We start from the raw sequence: 17,766 nt of genomic DNA, 5'->3' as shown, positions 1-17,766 counted from the left end.
GGTTATAGTAGTTTCATCGGAGGTTTCATGGAGAGGTGATAATAATGGGACTGCTTGAGGATAAAGCCCTCGTCGAGGCCGCTCTGTTCGTTTCTGGAAGGCCGTTGAGCATCAAAGAGCTTTCAAGGGCCCTTGGAATAAGGTCCCTCGACTACCTTGAAAAACTCATCGAACTGATAGCTGCAGAGTACGCCGAGAGAAAGAGCGCGATAGAGGTTGTCAAGGTTCTCGGGGACAAGTACGTCATGCAGGTCAAGCAGGAGTACAGCCAGCGTGTCGTCCACCTCATGCCGAGGCCAGATCTGAGAACCGGTGAGCTCAAGACGCTCGCACTGATAGCCTACCTACAGCCGATAGAGCAGAGCAAGGTCGTAAAGCTGCGCGGAAGCCAGGCCTACGAGCACATAAGGAAGCTCCTTGAGATGGGCCTTATCTATGCGGAGCCATACGAGAGGACGAAGCTCCTCGGGACGACATCGAAGTTCGCCGAACTCTACGGCTTCCCAGAGAACGACCCCAACATCATAAAGGAGGCCTTCAAGAGGGTCGTTCACGCCGAGTACAGCGACCTGATATCGAAGCTTGAGGGTAAAGGGGAAGACGAGGAGGCTCCTGAGGGCGAAGGGATGAAGGAAGTGGAAAGCACTGAAGCAATCAGTCCGGCCGAGGAGTGAATTTTGGACTATTACTTCCCCATTTCTCCCTATGCCGGGAAGAACAGCTTTATTTTTGAAAACGCTCTCTCTGGAGAAAGGTTTAAATACCCGAAGCCCCAATTACCATTAAGGTGAGTGTTATGGGAGTGCTGACAAAGGAGCAGGTTATCGAGATGATCAAGAGGCAGAAGGGCCTCTCGGAGGATGAAATAGAGGAAAGGATAGCCGAGATTGCAGAGCGTGAGGGCATCTCGGAGCACGCCGCTGCAGTCATGCTCGCGGAAGAACTTGGTGTTAACCTTGAAGGAAAGGAAGAGCTTCTCCACATAGCCGACCTCGTCCCCGGGATGACCGGGGTCAACGTAGTCGCGAGGATAATGAGGAAGTACCCGCCAAGGGAGTACCAGAGGCGCGACGGCTCTACCGGCAGGGTGGCCAACCTCATAATCTACGACGGAACGGGCAGGACAAGGCTCGTCCTCTGGGACAACCTGGTGGGCAAGTACTACGAGGAGCTCAAGCCGGGAGATGTTATCAAGATAATCGACCCCACAGTTAGGGAGGGAAGGAACGGAATAGAGCTGCACGCCAACTTCAGGACGAGGATAATACCCAACCCAGAAGACCCGCGCGTCGAGGAGATACCCCCCCTCGAGGAGATAAGGAGCTACAACTACCAGAGAAGGAAGATAGGCGAGCTTATGGGCGGCGAGAAGTTCGTCGAAGTTAGGGGCACGATAGCGAGGCTCTACCGCGTCACGGCTTACGACGCCTGCCCCCAGTGCAGGAGGAAGGTCGACTACGACCCGGCCACGGAGACCTGGATATGCCCGGAGCACGGCGAGGTGAAGCCGGTTACGATGGTTATAATCGACTTCGGCCTCGACGACTCGACGGGCTACATCAGGACGACCCTCTTTGGAGATGACGCCGCTGACCTGCTCGGCAGAGAGCCAGAAGAGATAGCCGAGAAGCTCAAGGAACTCGTTGAGGGGGGATTAACCCTCAGGGAAGCCGGAAGGAAGCTTGCGGAGGAGGAGTACTACTACCTTCTCGGCAAGGAGATAATCGTCAGGGGCAACGTTGTCGACGACAAGTTCCTGGGTCTGATACTCAAGGCCTTTGGCTGGGACGAAGTTGACCCCAAGAGGGAGATAGCCAGGGTTAGGGCCGAGCTGAAGAAGGCCATAGCCGAGCTCGAGGGTGGTGAGTGAAATGGAAGAGATTAAGTTTAGAAGAAGAAAGCCGGCCGTCGAGAGGAAGATAGGCGAGATACGGGAAGACGACACGCGTGTTTCCCTCATAGGCAAGGCATTCAAGGTTGATAAGATGGACTACACCTTCTGGCTCGACGACGGTACCGGGGTCATACTCGTCGAGAGCGAGGAGAACGTTTTACCGGAGAACGGTCAGATCGTCAGGGTCATTGGAAGGGTCATCAGGAACGAGGAGGGCACGCACATCTACGGCGAGGTCATACAGGACTTCAGCAACGCAGACCTCGACGCCCTAGAGGAGGTAAGGGAGCTTGAAAGGAAGGTTCTCCCGAAGGTGGAAAGCATCATTGAGTTCTTCGGAGGTGAGGAGCTATGAAGAAGCGCCTCCCAGCGAGCAGGGTCTACATCATGGACATCATTAACGGTTACTTCGTCAAGAGCGAGGGCGACTTTGAGCCGAACTACCTGATAACCAGGGACGCAAGGAAGGTCTACCGCGTCAAGGTGGTCGCGACGGTGGTTAGGGAGCCGGCGATAAGCGAGGATGAGACCTACGGCAAGTTCCAGATTGACGATGGAACCGGAACCATCTGGGTGCTCGGCTTCCGCGAGGACACGCGCTTCATCAGACTCGTGAAGAAGGGCGACCTCGTCCAGATAATCGGGAAGATCAGTGAGTGGCGCGACGACAAGCAGATTCTCGTTGAGGGCATATCCAAGGTGGAGCCGAACATGTGGATACTCCACCGCTTCGAGACCCTCAAGGAAAAAGTCGAGCACGCTAAAAAGGCCAAGATAGCGTTCGAGATATACGACAAGTACGGCGTCACCGCTAAGGCCAAGGTCATAGCCAAGAACAAAGGGGTAAGTGAGGATATGCTCCTCACCATAGACGAACTCTACACCATGATGCTGGAGCAGAGGAGCGCGGAGGAGGCTCTCTTTGAGGAAGAGATTTCGGAGGAGATTTCGGAAGAGGAGGAGGCCCCCACGAACCCGGAGCTTGAGAAGGCCAAGAATGCCGTCTTAGAGCTGCTCAAGGAAAAGGAAAAGGCGCTCTCACACAAGTTCATAGTCAAGAAGCTCTCCAAGGACTTCAGTGAGGAGCTCATCGAGGAAGCCATAACCCAGCTCCTGGCGGAGGGCGAGATATACGAGCCGGAGATCGGCTACTACGAGCCGCTCTGAGCTTTTCTACTTTTCTACCCACCCGTAAGAATTAGACCTGAAAACTGACGGTTAAAACAAAAAAGCCGGGGAGTCAGTACTGCTCCCTCATCGTCCTTATGACGGGGTCGTGGATCAGAGTGGAGGTTATGCTGTCCACCATGCGGAAGAACTCATCGCGTCCCCTCTCGAGGGACATGTTCTCCAGGCTTATCAGCTCGCACTTGCTGCCGAGTATCCACTTCCCCAGGAGTATCTTCTCCCTGCCGTTCTTTCTCAGGTCCAGCCTGGCCAGACCGTAGGGTATGTCAGCGGTCCACCAGTTGGCACGGAAGGTTATCCTCCAGCCGGCGCTCTCAGCGGCCTCGGCGAGCTTTTCCAGTGTAATCCCCGGACCATGGGGCGTCTTGAACGTGACGACCGTCCAGAGGCCGTCCCCCTCGAGGGCCTTACCTATCTCCTCCTTAAACTCCATGAGCATCACCTCCTTTCTTAGACCAGTGCCGCAACCAGGAAAGCCATTACCGCAAGGAATATGCTGATTTTGAGCAACTTCTGCGACCTGTGAGCGGTCTCCCTGTCCTGGGAGCGGAGTATCAGGTACGCAGCGTAGAGGATTATCAAATCGACCGGCACCATGGCATAGTAGCCGAGCCCGACCCCGGCTTTAACCGGGAGGAAAGAGGCCGCAACGGTGAGCACCGCAAAGAGAGCCCCCACGCGGGCGGCTTTCTTATTTCCCCAGAGTATAGGGAGCGTCCTGGCGCCCTTGGCGACGTCCCCCTCCACGTCCTCGATGTCCTTGATGACCTCCCTCGCGACGTTGACGAGGAAGGCGCATACCGCAAGATAACCAGCAAGACCGAGGTGTTCAACCGCAACGGCACCGTAGAGCGGCGTCGCCGCCGTCAGAGCCGCCACGGTGAGGTTCCCCACGAAGGGGAGGGGTTTGAGCTTCCAGGCGTAGAGGAACATCATGACGTAAGCCACCAACGCAATGGTGAAGGCGTAGATGTTTATCAGAGCCGCCAGAGAAAGGCCAACGGCAAACAGGGCCAGCGAATAGTAGAGGGCTGTCCTTCTGCTCATTGCACCTCTCGGGAGGGGCCTCTCCGGCCGGTTGATCTTGTCTATCTCGTAGTCGAAGTAGTCGTTGATGGTGTTTCCTCCGGCGCAACCGAGGACGACCACCAAAAAGACCAGGAGCGCTGTCCGTGGGGCAGGGATGTCGCCGACGGCCACTATGGAGCCGAGAACCCCGACTATCCCTGCGAGGAGGCAGTTGTGGGGCCTGGTTATCTCGATGAAGGCCTTGAATTCCATTAGGGTCACCTAATTCAGTTAGAGAATTGGCTTAAAAATCTTTGCTACAGCTCATCCCTCCGGAGGAGGCCCAGCTCCTCGCCGTTTTCAAGGACCCTTATGCGGCCGAAGCGGAGTTCCACGGCTTTGCTCACCTCCTCGGGGGAGAGGGGAGTTAAAACCTGCGCCTTTCTCGCGCTGAAGCTTATCCACTTCAGTATACCTACGCCAAGGCAAAGGCCATCCCCATCAATGAAGCCCACAAGCAGGTTGCTCAGCTTTTCAAAATCAACGGCATGGAGGGCAAAGCGGTCGTAGTGCCTTGGGGAGGACTCAACGTCGGATTTGACGACGGTGTATCGCCCTCCCTTCCAGCCGGCCAGGACAAGCCAGCCGAATGCAGAAGAAAGGAGCTCCACTTCTTCAGGGGTCAAAGGTCTGCCCTGGAAGAGGGACGTGCCCCCTGGAATGACCTCCCTCAGATCGACATCCACAGGAGTGGAGGCCGCGAAGTACGCCCGCCACTTTTTCCCCCGGATCTCCCTGCGCTCCTCTCTGGAGTAAGCCCTGACCTTCGGACTGACCGGGAGCCGGAGTATTTCGCCGTAAGGCGCGAGAAGGTTCCGCAGATGTTCGAGTTCACCCCCTTTCTCCAGGAAGACCACGATATCGGGCCTCACGAGTTCAGCCTTGAGGCGCTTCATCTCGGCACCCGGGCCTGTAACGAAGCCGGTAGTATCTATCAGGACGATGTCTGCTGATTTGATGGCGATGTCAACGAGTCTCTTTACGCCAACGGCCATCTCTCCAGCGTACTGCCCGGGGGAGGTTGTGCCTATGAAGTAGTGAGCCGCTCCCCTCAGCTCACTGGGGTTGGAGAAAGGCCCTTCAGGGAAGGCAAGGCTGATAGCCGCGGGGGGGAGTACTCCCTTCTGACCCACATCGCTGTCCACTATGGCGACCCTCAGTCCTCTCTCAATGAGGCCGTTGGCGAGGAACGTGAGGAGGGTTGTCTTTCCGCTGTCCGTTCCGCCGATGAGCATTACTTTGGTCGGTCTCTGGCGGGAAGAGAGTGTTTCCAGCAGGGAGAGCCTGTCCCCTGGAACGTCCGTGGTGTAGGTCGCTTTGTTCATGGAGGAAATCTTTGAGGAAGAAATTAAAAATCTAACTGCTAAGGCCCACAGAACATGCTGAACCGGGCCCTATCTTGGAAGTGGAATGGAGGATGAAAAAACTTATAAGATTCCCCCTACGCCACTAATATTGGGCCATCAAAAGTTGACATTGGCCTGAAAAATCGTTGGTTTAATAAATGCATAAAGGCTAATCATGCAAAGGAGGTTTAAAAATGGAGGAGAAAACTGCACTCACCCCCAGGCAGCTCAGGCTTCTGAGAAAGTTCTACGAGGACGGCAAGACCATAGAGGTGCACACCGTCGAAAAGACCCAGGACGAGCTCGCGGAGGAGCTCGGGATAACCAGACAGGCCCTCAGCAACCACCTCAAGGTTCTCAAAGAACTTGGATACATAAGAACGGGCAGGGGCTTCATAGACCTAACCGACAAGGCCCTTGACCTGCTTGGCGAAAAGAAGGGTGATGTATTCGTTTTCGTCAGGATAGAGCCCACCAAGAGGAGGAACGTCTACGAGGCCATAAAGAACCTCAAGATAAAGAAGATATACCGCGTCACCGGCGACATCGATCTGATCATCGAAGCGGACAAAACGAGGCTGGACGAGATACTCGAGGAGATATCTTCACTCGACGGAGTCAAGGAGACCATCACCCACATCGTCCTTGAGGTTCTCTGAGGGCTTTTCTCTGCCCTCCTTCAGCTTCTTCTCCATCGTCAGCCTGAGTTTATCCAGGTTCTTCCCGAACTTTGCAGATATCGGCACGAAGGTCTCGTTGATTTCGGAAGGCGGAACCCCAAACTTCTCCGCCAGGAAGTTTATCGTCCTCTGGAGGTTCTTTATCTTGTCAAGCTTGTTCACGGCTACTATCGTCGGTATGTTGAGCTCCCGGAGGAACTGATAGAACTCGACGTCGATGGGTATCTCCCCGCGCTTCTCCCAGCGCTCGATTATCTCCGGCGCGGCTTTGCCGTCCACCACAAGAACGGCAAGCTCTATCTCGTCCGCTTTCTCCTCTATGAAGCGCACTATCTCATCTTTGACTTTCTCCTGAACCCTCTTCGGAACACCGCTCATGAAGCCGAAGCCCGGCATGTCGACTATTATCTTCCCCCTCCAGTTCACCTCGGTGGGTTTTCTCGTCACTCCGGGCCGCTTTCCGCGCTTGACCCACTTTCCGGTTAAACGGAATATGAGCGTACTCTTACCAACGTTTGAACGTCCCGCGAAGATTATCATGTCTCTCACCGTAGGTTGATGGCGGTGGTTGCTTTATAAGCATTGGCGGAAAGGTTAAGTATCCTTCCAAACAAAATTGGCCGGGTGATATTCTATGAGTGAAGCTAGTGAAGCCAAGGCGAACCAGCTCATTAACAAGTTCGTAATCTCTCTCACCGAAGGAAAGATACTGGGCTACGTGACGGACATCAACGTCGAGGTCGAGGGGGACCAGTTCTACTTCATCCTGAAGATGAGGGAGGTTGAGAACCTCGGAAAGGGTCAGAGCATGTTCTCAAGCGAGAAGAAGCTGAAGATAAAGCCGAGCGACATAGTGAACGTTGGCCCGGACGTCATAATCCTCGGTAACGGCAAGGTCCCCCCGCTGAGGGAGATCGAGCGGCTCAACCAGGTTGCGGAGGAGTACAACACCTTAGTGAGGGAGCTTGAGGAGAAGGACAAGATGATAGAGAAGCTCAAGGCGGAGAACTACTCCCTCACGAAGCAGGTTGATGAGCTTCAGCGCGAACTCAGAAAGTTCCAGGTCATGAAGGACGACTTTGAGCACCTCAAGGAGCAGCTGGTCAGGCAGGAGGGACAACTGGATATGGCCAAGGAGTACATAAGGCTCCTCGAGGGACTCAGACACGACATAGACAAGATAAAAGAGGATGTGGACAGGCTCCTTCAGAACCAGCTGGAAGAAGTCGTAAGGAGCATAATAAACGAAGAGCTGAACGCAAGGGGATTAAAGAAGACGAGCTTCATTTAGCCGAAGATCTGGGGACCAAAGGTGTGGAGGAGTATCTCAAAGGCAACCAGTATAAGCGTCAGGGCGATGACTCCCTTAGGCCCGATCTTTATTGCCTTCGTGTCCTCGTCGAAGAACCTCATCAATCCAGCTCCCGTCGGTGGCAGGGTCGTCTTTTCCTTTGCCATTTCTCTCACCCCTTTACATAAGGCTCTCGTGTGAGTATAAAAAAGTTGTGATGGGAAGGGGAAACTTTTTAAAGGCCGAGCCACACCAGGGGGTGGATAAGGGGCTAACCCAATGAATCCCGCTAATGACACAGGAGGTGGGAGGAAATGGCCACTTTCAAGCTTGTTATATCCAACCCGAAGAACGGCATAGCCAAGCAGGTAGAGATAAGCGGAGAAGAGGCTGAGAAGCTCATAGGAAAGCGCATAGGCGATGAAGTTCCTGCGAGCGAGCTCGGACTCAACCTCACCGAGATATTCGGCGAGGAGATTCCGGGCGACGCGAAGCTCAGGATAACCGGCGGAACCGACAAGGACGGCTTCGCCATGAGGCCCGACGTTCACGGCCCGAGGAGGGTCAAGATCCTCGTCTCCCGCGGCCCTGGCTTCAGGCCCAAGGAGCGCGGTGAGAGGAGGAAGAAGACCGTCAGGGGCAACACCATCAGCCCCGAGATCGTTCAGGTCAACATGAAGCTCATCTTCTGAGCTTCTCCCCTTCTTAACTTCCGCTTTTCTGCTGGGTTCATTTATTCTCAAAAAGTCCCTCCTAAAGTAACCTTAATAAACGTCCCCACGCTCTAAAGTTAGGGGTGAGAGAATATGGCAAAGAAGAAGGAGTTTAGACAGGCTGAAGTTAACATCGGAATGGTCGGTCACGTTGATCACGGCAAAACAACTCTTACAAAGGCTTTAACTGGAATCTGGACTGACACGCACAGCGAAGAGCTGAGGAGAGGAATTACCATTAAGATAGGCTTCGCCGATGCCGAGATAAGAAAGTGCCCGAACTGCGGCAGGTACTCCAGCTCCCCGGTCTGCCCGTACTGCGGTCATGAAACCAAATTCGAGAGAAGGGTTTCATTCATAGACGCCCCTGGTCACGAGGCGCTCATGACAACGATGCTTGCCGGCGCTTCCCTCATGGACGGCGCGGTTCTCGTCATAGCCGCCAACGAGGGCATAATGCCCCAGACAAGGGAGCATCTCATGGCCCTCCAGATAGTAGGGAACAAGAACATCGTCATAGCCCTCAACAAGATAGAGCTCGTCGACAGGGAGACCGTTATGAAGCGCTACGAAGAGGTAAAGGAGTTCGTTAAGGGCACCGTCGCCGAGAACGCTCCGATAATCCCGATTTCAGCACTTCACGGGGCAAACGTTGACGTTCTCCTCGCCGCGATTGAGGAATTCATTCCGACACCGAAGCACGACCTCAGGAAACCGCCCAAGATGCTCGTCCTGAGGAGCTTCGACGTTAACAAGCCGGGAACTCCTCCCGAGAAGCTCGTTGGAGGAGTCATAGGAGGTTCCATAGTCCAGGGCAAGCTCAAAGTCGGGGATGAGATCGAGATAAGGCCCGGTGTCCCCTATGAGGAGCACGGCAGGATACGCTACGAGCCGATAACAACGGAGATAGTATCGCTTCAGGCCGGAGGGAAGTTCGTGGATGAAGCCTATCCAGGCGGTCTCGTCGGTGTCGGAACCAAGCTCGACCCGTTCCTAACCAAGGGCGACCTCATGGCGGGAAACGTCGTCGGAAAGCCAGGGAAGCTCCCGCCGGTGTGGGACGACATAACCCTCGAGGTTCACCTCCTCGACCGCGTCGTCGGAACCGAGGAGGAACTCAAGGTCGAGCCGATAAAGAGGCGCGAGGTTCTCCTGCTCAACGTTGGAACTGCAAGAACCATGGGGCTCGTCACGGGCCTCGGAAAGGACACCGTTGAGCTGAAGCTCCAGATACCTGTCTGTGCCGAGCCTGGAGACCGCGTTGCCATAAGCAGGCAGGTCGGAAGCAGGTGGCGCCTCATAGGCTACGGCTTCATCAGGGAGTGATTCCCTCCCCTTTTCTCCCGTTGGTGGTTCCCATGGGAAAGAAAGAGTGGCTGGTCATTCCAGACACCAACTTCCTCCTCGTGCCGGGGCAGTTCGGCGTTGACATCATAGGTGAGCTCAACAGAATTCTCGACGTCCGCTTCAGAATCCTCATCCCGAACGTCGTCCTTCAGGAGCTGGAGGTCATAGAGAGGAAATCAAAGGGGAAGGACCTGATGGCCATAAGGATGGCGAAGAAGCTGGCCGAGCGCTTTGAGAGGGTTGATATAGGAGAGTTTGGAAAGAGGCCCATAGACGACCAGATTTTCGACTTCGCGGTGAAAAACGAGCGCGTCATAGTCTGCACCAATGACAAGGGGCTGAAGAGACGCCTCCGCGAGAGAGGGGTTCCCGTAGTTTACCTCCGCTCGAAGAAGATCCTTGAGCTTGAGGGAATGCTGGAGTGAAAGAGAAAGTTAAAAACGCCAAAAAACACCCTGTCATTTTCACCGGCTTCCGTTCAAAACCCTTAAATTCTCCCCACCGTTTAGCTTCCGGGTGAGAGAATGTACACGGAGGAAGAACTCCTCAAGGAGATAAGGGAGCTGATGGGCGACGATGAACTTTTCAGCATGTACGAGAGAACCTTCAGAGAGTACCACTACTACTTCGACACCACCAACTACATAGTCCTCAACGTCTACGGCTTCAACGACCACGGCCCCGTGCACGTCCTTCTGACGACGAGAAGGGCTTTGGAGCTCCTCAGTATCATCAAAAAGTTCGGCATCCAGACGACGGCAGAAAAGCTCGGAAAGCCCCTCCGCTGGAGCAAGTTCATAGTGGCCTTTGGAGCCCTCTTTCACGACATCGGCAACATGATACACAGGATAAACCACTACGGGTTCAGCGCGTTCCTCGCGGAGCCCATAATAGAGAAGCTCGTGGGCGAGTTCGAGGACGGAGACCCCCTCCTTCTCAAAGCCCTCACCCTCAACGCCATCTACACCCACGACGAGGCAGTCCCGTGCACCACCATCGAGGGCTCGCTCGTGACCATAGCGGACGGCTGCGACATGGAGGAGGGGCGGAGCAGGCTCGTCCACAAGAAGGACAAGGTGGACATCCACGCGGTTTCGGCACTGGCCATCGAGAGAGTGAAAATAACGGAAGGGGACGAGGAACAGCCGATACTCATCGAGATATGGATGAAGCATCCCGCAGGAATCTTTCAGGTTGACGAGATACTGACGAAGAAGGTCAAGAGCTCCCTCCTCAGCGGAAAGGTCAGGCTCAGGATACACACGGGCACAGATGGAGAGGTGGTGGAGAAGGTTATTTAACCTCCCACCGTTTCTTTATCCATGCTGGAGGAAGCCTACCGCGACCTCAAGTACCTCCTGAACAGGGGCTACAGGAAGAAGTATGCCCTTGATTTCGTGGCCAACCACTACCGCCTGACCCTTGAGGAAAGGCACCTTCTCGCGAGGTGCGTCTTTCCGGATTCTTGGGTTGAGGAGGTCAGGAGAAAGCTTCTAAAACTGGAAGAGCTCGCTGGCAGAACCCTCGCCATAGACGGCTTCAACGTTCTGATAACCTTGGAGTCCATCATGGAGGGAAAGGGGATAATCTGCGAGGACGGCCTGGTTAGGGATTTAAAGTACCAGGGAAGGTATAAGCTCAACGAGAATACGGAGGAACTTCTGGAAAAAATCGCCGGGGCAGTGAGCGGGCTCGAAGTTAGAAAGGCCGTCTTCTTCTACGGGAGGAACGTCCCGAAGAGCGGCGTGGTGAAGGCTCTCACTGAGGAGGCTCTAAAAAGGTTCGGCCTCCAGAGCGAAGTTCACCTGGTGAAAAACCCGGACTTCGAGCTGAAGGGTTTTGAGACCGTAGCGACGGCCGACGTTGGGGTAATCTCGAAAGTCCCCCATGTTTTCGACCTGGCGCAATACATAGCCCAAAGGCTAGGAAAAAGGCCCCAATCGTTCGTTGAACTTCTAGGGGAAGCGTAATTATCCCAGATTTAGCATGAGACGCCTTTCGAATGACTACAGGCGCGGTTGAAGCTTTGGAAAATCTTTAATATTCAAATGAGATAGTAATGTCATAAACCCATCCTGTAGGCCGCTTTCGTTTCTTGCGGGTCCGGAGGGGATTGCATGAAGAAAGTTGTAACCGTGATGCTGATATTGACACTCCTCGGGATGGTCGCAGCGAGCGGCTGTCTCGATGGAGGCGAAGAGAGCTCGAAGACCTCCCCAACCAGCTCAACCACCGCGCCGACGAGTTCCCTGCCAATGACCTCAAAGCCGTCCGAGACCACGACGAGCCAGGCCCCGCAGAGCTGGGAGATGGAGCTCGTCTGGAACGTTTCGACCTCGGGCATTCCCCTCCTGGACATGAGCCCGGATGGGAGCCTTTCGGCGGTTATAGACTGGAACAACGCCGATCTGTACCTCGTGAAGCCCAGCGGCGAGAGTGTTACCTTCGACCTCCAAGGGGACGATGCCGTCGAGCCGGTAGTAGTTGGGGTGGTCGTGAGGGACAGGGAAGCCCACGTCCTGGCCGATTACGCTGAGTTCGCCGGGGTAAGGATTTACTCCTGGGAAGGACAGACCGGTGAGGAGAGACACGGCTGGGCCGGCGCTGTTGCTGACTCTATAGCCATCTCCCCAAGTGGGAACCACCTCTGCTACCTGATAACCACCGGTGCAACCACGCAGGAGCTGTACTGCGACGGGGTGAAGACCACGATAGAGAACGCCGGGGGCTACAACATGGTGGATGTCTCTGACACCGGGCTCGTTGCCGTCGGCAGCGGAGGGGAAGCGGGGGACGTCCTGATATTCAAGAACGGGAGCAGAGTCATGACGCTCAGCCCCGACAGCCACATGGTGGTTCTCTACGGGGACAGAATAATCGGACAGTTCGAGGGAGAGCTGAGGGTCCTAGACGCGGAGGGGAATGTTCTCGCCCGGAGCGGCCAATACTGCCTCCGCTGGTACTCCCTTCTGATACCGAGCGTGCGGGCGACGGAGAAGTACCTCCTCTGGACCGACGAGTTCGAGGGCACGAGGGTTCTGACCTGGAACATGACCGAGGTGAAGAGCCTCGAGGGATTCATGCGCTTCGCCAACGAGAACTTCGTGGTTACAGTCAAAGGCGGGGTGATTCACTGCTACTCCCTCCGGGACTTCCACGAGGTCTTCAGCGTGAAGGTTCCGGGGGAGTCACTTGGCTACGTTAGGCTGAGCGACGACGGTAGGGTTCTCCTTGTCTCAGGTGAATTTGGCAGTTTTTGGCTTTATGTCAAAGGGCTGACACTTAACGTTTAAATACTCACAGATCATATTTGAGTAAGAGAAAGGAAGGAGTTGAGAGAGTATGAAAAGATTCAGGGCTGCTTTTGCAGTTTTTCTCGTGTTTTTGGTGATTGTAAGCGTTAACGGATGTCTCGGAGGCGGGGGAGGGACCACCACCTCGGAACAGCCCAGCGGCGGTTCTCAGACCACCAGCCAGGGCGGAACCAGCAGCGGTGGATACGGTACGACTGAAAGCCCTGGAGGGACAGGCACCGGAACCTCAACGGGCACCACCACCGAAACTGAGACAGGAACGGGCGAATACGCCTCGTGGGCCGATCCATGGGACGCGTACAATCCAGTTGATATAGACGACCAGCAGTATATGATCACCTACGTCAAGTACAAACTCCGGGTAAGAACCGAGGAGGGCAGTCAGATTTACGAGTACGAGGTCGAGAAGAGGCGGGGCCCCACAAAAATCCACGTCTACGGGAACCAGATAAACATGGAGACCGGCGAGCAGGAGAAGGTCGACCTCGGCGAATTCGATGTCTACGAGTATTACGGAAAGATAATTCCGATAAACTCCGAGAACATGACGGACACCTTTGAGTACCGCCTCTGGGTTAAAGAGAGGACAGAAGACACAGATACCTTCTTCCTGTTCCCCTCACTCGATTTCCTGACGCTCTACGCATCACTGTACGGAGGAGCCGGCGATACCGTTGGGTCTGGATGAAGTACGGAGACACAGAGGTCGAGTTTTACAACCCCGGCGCGGTTGGAGAAATGAGTGTTACCCCCTACCAAGAGGGGGACATCAACGTGCTCTCGCAGATTGCGGACATACAGGACATCTACATGGGCTGGTGGGGCTTCTATAACTTCGGTTTCTGGGTGGCCCTTGAGGACGAGAACCTATACCAGGCCACTCAGGCCAGCGTGGGGGCCATGGGGTACCAGTACAACTACGAGATAGACCCGGACGGGACCATGACCCTTGGCGGACACGACTTCAAGGTATCAAACGTCAAGTGGACCTACCAGCTCGGTGACGCCACCGGACAGGGAGAGGCAACATTGGCAGCCAACCTCCCGGTGCCCATAGAGGCGAAAGGCGTCTTCATAGCACAGGGAACCAACGTCTTCACGCACGTCAAGATGGAAGACATAGGCTTCGAGAAAATCTGAAGCCCCGTTCCCATTTTTCAGGCAAAGTTTAAATCTTTCAAAGACTACTTTTCTCCCATGTTCGGAGAGCACGAGCTAAAAACACAGTTCATAAAGATTGCCGACAAAAAGGTACATCTGCTTGAGGATAAGGGAGGCATTGTTCGTTACAGAAGGGATGAGGTTGAAAAAATTATCAAGAGCAACGGGGAAAAACTCAAAATTCTCCCCTCTCCCGCGGTGGGCTATGGGGTTAGGCTCCTCATGGTGAAGTTCAGGGAACCCGTTGTGGTCCCCCCTCAGGGTTCTTTAATAGGGTATATTGAAGCTCCAGTGGAGATTGATGTTAAGGTTGGTGAGCTGAGCATAGACCACTTTATTGTCGGAAAGGAGAAGTACGCCCTCTACGGGACGCTTGAGGCAGGGGTTATATGCCGCTATCATGTGAGTTCGTTCCACGCGGAAGAGCCCGAGAGTTTAGGCGTGGTTAAGTTGATTGTCTCGAATCCCTCCAGCGAGTGGAAATCCCTTGAGAAGGTTATAATCCCAGTAAAAGGGAGCTCAATGTATTATACAGAAGATAAGGCGTATTATCCCCTGCTTGTTGTTACAATTAAAAATCATATCCCAGAAGTCAACAACACGGGAAAACCCCCCAAGGAGGGGCTGAACTCCTTGGGCAACCAGCTTTCGCTTCCAAACTTCCTCATGAGGTGGTGATGATGAACTCCACAGCGGCTAACACAACCTCTCTCTGGGAGCAGGGTCTCCTTGGAGAGAAGCTTTTCCTTACTCTAACTTTAGGTGCAGTTGTAAAAGCAGTTCTAATTCTTGTAACGGGCATTATAATAGCGAAGGTTCTCAAGAAATATCTCCTTAACCTCTCCAGGAGTACCAAGTACGTCTGGATAATCAACGAGGACACCGCATCAACGCTCCACAACCTGATAATGGTCGTAACTCTCGTTTACACCTTTGATGCTCTTGGGCTTCTATCCCTTAAGATTGCGGGAACCAGAATAAGCAACCTCCTCACGGCCTTCCTCGTGTTCTATTTCTCCTACCTCCTTGCCAAGAAGTCAAAAGAATACATGATAATGCGTTCTTCACAGCAAAAGCTCCCGGAGGTTCAGGTCAAGGCAAAGCTCTTCTACTACACCCTCGTTACCCTTGCGTTCTTCATAGCCCTCAATATTGCTGGCTTCACGGGCAAACTGACAACGCTCCTCGCGGCAGCTGGAATAACGGGTATCGTTCTCGGTTTTGCCTCTCAAACTGTCGTGTCCAACTTCATCTCGGGCATATTCATGTACTTTGATAAGCCCCTCAAGATAGGCGACCCGGTTGAGGTGGCCGGCTATTCCGGAATAGTGCACGATATCAGAATCCTCTCAACCAGGATAAGGACGTGGGATGGCCTCCTCGTGAGGATTCCAAACGAGAAGCTCTTCAACAGCGAGATAAAGAACTTGATGAAGTATCCGGCAAGGAGGGTTGATGTAACGGTGGGTATAGCCTACAAGGAAGACGCACAAAAAGCGATAGAGGTAATAAAGAAGACCCTCAACGAGATGCCCTACGTTCTGGCAGAGCCTGAACCTCTTGTTTTCGTGGACAACCTCGGGGACAACAGCGTCAACATAGCCGTTAGGGCGTGGGCACCGAGCGAGAAGTGGTTTGACGTGAGGACTCAAATAGTCCAGAAGATCAAGGAGGCTCTCGATAGGGAGGGCATAGAGATACCGTTCCCGCAGAGGGTCAACTGGTTTGCGGAGGAGCTGAGGGTGAAGATAGAGGGGGAGAACGGGACTTAACCCCTCTTCTTTTCAATCAGCGCGTAGAAGAAGCCTATCGTCCCGTGCCGGTGGGGCCACGCCCTCATCGTGCCCGGTAAAAAGCCTTCGTCGTATGGACCGTTGAGGGGGATTAGCTCCGCGTTCTCGTGTCTCTTGAGAAACCACTTCACAACTTCCTCGTTCTCCTCTGGGAGCATCGAGCAAGTCGAGTAAAGCATCCTCCCGCCAGGCTTTAAAAGCTTCCATGCACTCTCTATTAGCTCCTTCTGGAGGGCGACTACTTTTGAAATGTTCTTCTCGCGGAGGCGCCACCTCAGTTCAGGGTTTTTTGCTATCGTTCCATCGCTCGTGCACGGCGCGTCGAGCATGACCCTGTCCGCCACGCCCTCACCGAGGATTTCCGGGGCTTTCCTGCCGTCGGCTTTGATCGTTTCCGCTATCTCTACGCCCGTTCTCCTCAAGACTTCGTTCATGCGTTTTACCCTTGCTTTGTCAATGTCGAAGGCGTATATCTTACCCTCGTTGTTCATTAACTCGGCCATGTGGCTCGTCTTCCCACCGGGAGCTGCCGCGAGGTCTACCACTGTCTCCCCGGGCTTTGGCGAGAGGACGAGCGATGCAACGGCAGCAGCCTCCTCCTGCGCTACAGCAAAGCCCTTGTTGAAAAGCCACTCAGGGTTGAAGGGGTCGAGGATTCTGATGGCGGTATCAACCCTCTCGCTCCTCTCGAAGCGGACGTTCTTTTTTCTCAGGTAGTTCTCAACGTCCTCAACGCTCACCTTCAGCCGATTGACCCTTATACTCGTTGGCAGGGTCTCGTTTAGTGCTTTTAGGAGTTCCTCTGCCTCGTCTCCAAGGAGGTTTCTCACCCTCCTTATGAACCACTCGGGGAACAGGTAGTCCCATTTCAGCCTCTTCTCCTCGGAGTCGATAACGGGCATGTATTCGAGAACCCTCGGAAGGATGTCGTAGTAGTAATAGCCAACGTAGGGGTGGGTTCGCTTTGACAGAAACTGGGCGAGGCCCCTGAGGTGCTGAATTGTTTTTTCATTCGGATCACGGAATACGGCGACCTCGACGGCCACCCTCAAAGCGGCCCTCAGCCAGGGGTCGAGGATGAGGGGGGAGACGCCGACGAGCTCTTCTATTATCTCGTCTATGAGGCCAAGTCTCCTTTGGATGGAGTAGAAAATCCCCGTCAGCTTGGAGTTCTCCCAGCCCTCGATTTTATACTTTGCGAAGGCCTTTCTCTTGGCCTGCTGACTCGGCTTCACCTCTTCACCGAGCTTGACCGACTCTATGAGTGCGTAGAGCTGTCTGTCACTCAGTTTCAGCTTTCCCATTTCCAACCCTCTCGAACCTGTATACGTCAACCATAATCCTTTCCAGCCTCTTTTTGTGGAAGTGGAACTGGGCGGGGATTTCAAACGGCAGGGTTATGCGGTGGGTAATTTCAAACCCGTTGTCCCGAGTGAAGGCCTCTATAAAGCCCCTAACTTCAGGCTTCGCGAGGTGGATGGAATAAACCACATCGCTCACCTCGAAAGCCTTGAGGAGGAACGGCCTGTCCGCGTGCTTTACCTGGCTCCCGAAGGGCGGGTTCATCACGACCGTATCAACCCTCTCCGAGAACCCAGAGACGTCGGCGTTTATGAACTCAACGCACTCAACACCAAGGGAGCGGGCGTTTTCTTTGGCTATCCTGAGGGCATTCCCGTCTATCTCAACCGCGTAAACCTTTTTCGCCCCCAGGAGCGCCGCCCCGATGCTCAAAACTCCCGTCCCGGCGCCGAGGTCCGCTATGACCCTGCCCTCAATATCGCCGAGGGAGTGGGCCAGCCATAAAAGCTCCGCCGCAACGTTTCCCGGCGTCCTGTATTGCTCCAGCTCCTGCTTCGGCTTCGGAAAGCCCTTTAATTTTGAAAGCGTCATCGCGAGGTGCTTCTTTTTCATCATAGTGGCTTTAAAATTCAGAAAACTATTTATATTTTTTGTGCATTAACCTTTCCG

The 17,766-nt window shown here is 54.2% G+C and carries 23 protein-coding genes; 16 read left to right on the top strand and 7 right to left on the bottom strand.

Features of this window, described 5'->3' with window-relative positions; translation table 11 throughout:
* Positions 1-44: 44 nt before the first annotated feature.
* The 4 genes from scpB (at position 45) to A3L08_RS03625 (ending at position 3,061) form a co-directional block, all read left to right on the top strand.
* Positions 45-674, top strand: coding sequence for an SMC-Scp complex subunit ScpB (scpB, locus tag A3L08_RS03640; protein ID WP_088853740.1), 630 nt, complete (start codon positions 45-47; stop codon positions 672-674).
* 122 nt (positions 675-796) lie between these two features.
* The gene (locus A3L08_RS03635; protein WP_088853739.1) at positions 797-1,870 is read left to right on the top strand and encodes an OB-fold nucleic acid binding domain-containing protein; all 1,074 of its coding nucleotides are present in this window, start codon (positions 797-799) and stop codon (positions 1,868-1,870) included.
* A 1-nt stretch (position 1,871) separates the two neighbouring features.
* Complete coding sequence (locus A3L08_RS03630; RefSeq protein ID WP_088853738.1) at positions 1,872-2,249, top strand: replication protein RepA; 378 nt, start codon at positions 1,872-1,874, stop codon at positions 2,247-2,249.
* Positions 2,246-3,061, top strand: coding sequence for an OB-fold nucleic acid binding domain-containing protein (locus tag A3L08_RS03625; RefSeq protein ID WP_088853737.1), 816 nt, complete (start codon positions 2,246-2,248; stop codon positions 3,059-3,061). Before A3L08_RS03630 ends, A3L08_RS03625 begins: the two co-directional genes overlap by 4 nt.
* A gap of 73 nt (positions 3,062-3,134) precedes the next feature.
* Here A3L08_RS03625 and A3L08_RS03620 read toward each other — a convergent pair whose 3' ends face one another.
* Genes A3L08_RS03620 through A3L08_RS03610 form a run of 3 tightly spaced genes read right to left on the bottom strand, consistent with a single transcriptional unit; the run spans position 3,135 to position 5,475 of the window.
* The gene (locus A3L08_RS03620; protein ID WP_088853736.1) at positions 3,135-3,515 is read right to left on the bottom strand and encodes a ribonucleoside-triphosphate reductase; all 381 of its coding nucleotides are present in this window, start codon (positions 3,513-3,515) and stop codon (positions 3,135-3,137) included.
* 17 nt (positions 3,516-3,532) lie between these two features.
* Positions 3,533-4,363, bottom strand: coding sequence for a geranylgeranylglycerol-phosphate geranylgeranyltransferase (locus tag A3L08_RS03615; RefSeq protein ID WP_088853735.1), 831 nt, complete (start codon positions 4,361-4,363; stop codon positions 3,533-3,535).
* Between the two features lie 44 nt (positions 4,364-4,407).
* Positions 4,408-5,475: a Clp1/GlmU family protein gene (locus A3L08_RS03610; protein ID WP_088853734.1), complete on the bottom strand. Its 1,068-nt coding sequence runs from the start codon at positions 5,473-5,475 to the stop codon at positions 4,408-4,410.
* 215 nt (positions 5,476-5,690) lie between these two features.
* On the opposite strand from A3L08_RS03610, the gene A3L08_RS03605 reads away from it, so the two are divergent.
* The gene (locus A3L08_RS03605; RefSeq protein ID WP_088853733.1) at positions 5,691-6,155 is read left to right on the top strand and encodes an Lrp/AsnC family transcriptional regulator; all 465 of its coding nucleotides are present in this window, start codon (positions 5,691-5,693) and stop codon (positions 6,153-6,155) included.
* On the opposite strand, the gene engB is transcribed toward A3L08_RS03605, so the two are convergent.
* Positions 6,102-6,725, bottom strand: a complete 624-nt coding sequence (gene engB, locus A3L08_RS03600; RefSeq protein ID WP_394335135.1) for a GTP-binding protein EngB — start codon at positions 6,723-6,725, stop codon at positions 6,102-6,104. The genes A3L08_RS03605 and engB overlap by 54 nt on opposite strands.
* Before the next feature lie 85 nt (positions 6,726-6,810).
* On the opposite strand from engB, the gene A3L08_RS03595 reads away from it, so the two are divergent.
* Positions 6,811-7,467 (top strand): hypothetical protein, encoded by a 657-nt coding sequence (locus A3L08_RS03595; protein ID WP_088853731.1) that lies wholly within the window; start codon positions 6,811-6,813, stop codon positions 7,465-7,467.
* On the opposite strand, the gene A3L08_RS03590 is transcribed toward A3L08_RS03595, so the two are convergent.
* Positions 7,464-7,634, bottom strand: a complete 171-nt coding sequence (locus A3L08_RS03590; RefSeq protein WP_088853730.1) for a preprotein translocase subunit Sec61beta — start codon at positions 7,632-7,634, stop codon at positions 7,464-7,466. The two genes, A3L08_RS03595 and A3L08_RS03590, sit on opposite strands and share 4 nt — an antisense overlap.
* A gap of 147 nt (positions 7,635-7,781) precedes the next feature.
* Here A3L08_RS03590 and A3L08_RS03585 point away from each other — a divergent pair, with 147 nt between their 5' ends.
* From A3L08_RS03585 to A3L08_RS03545, 10 genes are all read left to right on the top strand, one after another.
* Positions 7,782-8,159, top strand: a complete 378-nt coding sequence (locus tag A3L08_RS03585; protein WP_088853729.1) for a 30S ribosomal protein S6e — start codon at positions 7,782-7,784, stop codon at positions 8,157-8,159.
* Between the two features lie 114 nt (positions 8,160-8,273).
* On the top strand, positions 8,274-9,506 hold the full coding sequence (gene eif2g / locus A3L08_RS03580) for a translation initiation factor IF-2 subunit gamma (protein ID WP_088853728.1): 1,233 nt from the start codon (positions 8,274-8,276) through the stop codon (positions 9,504-9,506).
* Between the two features lie 32 nt (positions 9,507-9,538).
* Complete coding sequence (locus A3L08_RS03575) at positions 9,539-9,952, top strand: type II toxin-antitoxin system VapC family toxin (RefSeq protein WP_088853727.1); 414 nt, start codon at positions 9,539-9,541, stop codon at positions 9,950-9,952.
* Between the two features lie 99 nt (positions 9,953-10,051).
* Positions 10,052-10,828: a metal-dependent phosphohydrolase gene (locus tag A3L08_RS03570; RefSeq protein WP_088853726.1), complete on the top strand. Its 777-nt coding sequence runs from the start codon at positions 10,052-10,054 to the stop codon at positions 10,826-10,828.
* Positions 10,829-10,849: 21 nt separating this feature from the next.
* A complete protein-coding gene (locus A3L08_RS03565; protein WP_088853725.1) occupies positions 10,850-11,497 on the top strand; it encodes a DUF434 domain-containing protein in 648 nt (215 codons plus the stop codon).
* Positions 11,498-11,644: 147 nt separating this feature from the next.
* Positions 11,645-12,820, top strand: a complete 1,176-nt coding sequence (locus tag A3L08_RS03560; RefSeq protein WP_232461762.1) for a hypothetical protein — start codon at positions 11,645-11,647, stop codon at positions 12,818-12,820.
* Positions 12,821-12,914: 94 nt separating this feature from the next.
* Complete coding sequence (locus tag A3L08_RS10095) at positions 12,915-13,529, top strand: hypothetical protein (RefSeq protein WP_232461761.1); 615 nt, start codon at positions 12,915-12,917, stop codon at positions 13,527-13,529.
* Positions 13,526-13,981 (top strand): hypothetical protein, encoded by a 456-nt coding sequence (locus A3L08_RS10090; RefSeq protein ID WP_232461760.1) that lies wholly within the window; start codon positions 13,526-13,528, stop codon positions 13,979-13,981. Before A3L08_RS10095 ends, A3L08_RS10090 begins: the two co-directional genes overlap by 4 nt.
* A 57-nt stretch (positions 13,982-14,038) precedes the next feature.
* Positions 14,039-14,680, top strand: a complete 642-nt coding sequence (locus A3L08_RS03550; RefSeq protein ID WP_088853724.1) for a DUF432 domain-containing protein — start codon at positions 14,039-14,041, stop codon at positions 14,678-14,680.
* A 2-nt stretch (positions 14,681-14,682) separates the two neighbouring features.
* Positions 14,683-15,774 (top strand): mechanosensitive ion channel family protein, encoded by a 1,092-nt coding sequence (locus A3L08_RS03545; RefSeq protein ID WP_088853723.1) that lies wholly within the window; start codon positions 14,683-14,685, stop codon positions 15,772-15,774.
* On the opposite strand, the gene A3L08_RS03540 is transcribed toward A3L08_RS03545, so the two are convergent.
* Together A3L08_RS03540 and A3L08_RS03535 are read right to left on the bottom strand one after the other, a co-directional pair.
* Positions 15,771-17,099 carry an RsmB/NOP family class I SAM-dependent RNA methyltransferase gene (locus tag A3L08_RS03540; protein ID WP_088853722.1) on the bottom strand — a complete coding sequence of 443 codons (1,329 nt, stop codon included), beginning with the start codon at positions 17,097-17,099 and terminating at the stop codon, positions 15,771-15,773. The two genes, A3L08_RS03545 and A3L08_RS03540, sit on opposite strands and share 4 nt — an antisense overlap.
* Entirely contained in the window at positions 17,077-17,709 is a 633-nt protein-coding gene (locus tag A3L08_RS03535; RefSeq protein WP_088854881.1) for an METTL5 family protein, read from the bottom strand. Before A3L08_RS03535 ends, A3L08_RS03540 begins: the two co-directional genes overlap by 23 nt.
* Positions 17,710-17,766: the final 57 nt, after the last annotated feature.

The organism is Thermococcus pacificus, assembly GCF_002214485.1.
Classification (GTDB): domain Archaea; phylum Methanobacteriota_B; class Thermococci; order Thermococcales; family Thermococcaceae; genus Thermococcus; species Thermococcus pacificus.
The sequence above is the reverse complement of the archived record's forward strand: the minus strand, read 5'-3'. Positions and strand labels throughout refer to the sequence as shown.